1 rRNA gene is annotated in these 1,637 nt (G+C 53.4%); it reads left to right on the top strand.

The features are described 5' to 3' along the window. Nucleotides 1-72: 72 nt before the first annotated feature. Nucleotides 73-1,612, top strand: a 16S ribosomal RNA gene (locus BJP35_RS16215). Nucleotides 1,613-1,637 lie beyond the last annotated feature (25 nt).

Here is a 1,637-nt window from a genome sequence, read left to right on the forward strand (position 1 = left end):
AAAAATGAATACCAAGTCTCTGAGTGAACATACGTAATTCATTACGAAGTTTAATTCACGAGCATCAAACTTAAATTGAAGAGTTTGATCATGGCTCAGATTGAACGCTGGCGGCAGGCCTAACACATGCAAGTCGAACGGTAGCACAGAGAGCTTGCTCTCGGGTGACGAGTGGCGGACGGGTGAGTAATGTCTGGGAAACTGCCTGATGGAGGGGGATAACTACTGGAAACGGTAGCTAATACCGCATAACGTCGCAAGACCAAAGAGGGGGACCTTCGGGCCTCTTGCCATCAGATGTGCCCAGATGGGATTAGCTAGTAGGTGGGGTAACGGCTCACCTAGGCGACGATCCCTAGCTGGTCTGAGAGGATGACCAGCCACACTGGAACTGAGACACGGTCCAGACTCCTACGGGAGGCAGCAGTGGGGAATATTGCACAATGGGCGCAAGCCTGATGCAGCCATGCCGCGTGTATGAAGAAGGCCTTCGGGTTGTAAAGTACTTTCAGCGGGGAGGAAGGTGTTGTGGTTAATAACCGCAGCAATTGACGTTACCCGCAGAAGAAGCACCGGCTAACTCCGTGCCAGCAGCCGCGGTAATACGGAGGGTGCAAGCGTTAATCGGAATTACTGGGCGTAAAGCGCACGCAGGCGGTCTGTCAAGTCGGATGTGAAATCCCCGGGCTCAACCTGGGAACTGCATTCGAAACTGGCAGGCTAGAGTCTTGTAGAGGGGGGTAGAATTCCAGGTGTAGCGGTGAAATGCGTAGAGATCTGGAGGAATACCGGTGGCGAAGGCGGCCCCCTGGACAAAGACTGACGCTCAGGTGCGAAAGCGTGGGGAGCAAACAGGATTAGATACCCTGGTAGTCCACGCCGTAAACGATGTCGACTTGGAGGTTGTGCCCTTGAGGCGTGGCTTCCGGAGCTAACGCGTTAAGTCGACCGCCTGGGGAGTACGGCCGCAAGGTTAAAACTCAAATGAATTGACGGGGGCCCGCACAAGCGGTGGAGCATGTGGTTTAATTCGATGCAACGCGAAGAACCTTACCTACTCTTGACATCCAGAGAACTTTCCAGAGATGGATTGGTGCCTTCGGGAACTCTGAGACAGGTGCTGCATGGCTGTCGTCAGCTCGTGTTGTGAAATGTTGGGTTAAGTCCCGCAACGAGCGCAACCCTTATCCTTTGTTGCCAGCGGTCCGGCCGGGAACTCAAAGGAGACTGCCAGTGATAAACTGGAGGAAGGTGGGGATGACGTCAAGTCATCATGGCCCTTACGAGTAGGGCTACACACGTGCTACAATGGCGCATACAAAGAGAAGCGAACTCGCGAGAGCAAGCGGACCTCATAAAGTGCGTCGTAGTCCGGATTGGAGTCTGCAACTCGACTCCATGAAGTCGGAATCGCTAGTAATCGTAGATCAGAATGCTACGGTGAATACGTTCCCGGGCCTTGTACACACCGCCCGTCACACCATGGGAGTGGGTTGCAAAAGAAGTAGGTAGCTTAACCTTCGGGAGGGCGCTTACCACTTTGTGATTCATGACTGGGGTGAAGTCGTAACAAGGTAACCGTAGGGGAACCTGCGGTTGGATCACCTCCTTACCTTAAAGAACCTGCCTTTGTAGTG

Source organism: Enterobacter sp. J49 (assembly GCF_002148625.1).
Lineage (GTDB): Bacteria > Pseudomonadota > Gammaproteobacteria > Enterobacterales > Enterobacteriaceae > Enterobacter > Enterobacter ludwigii.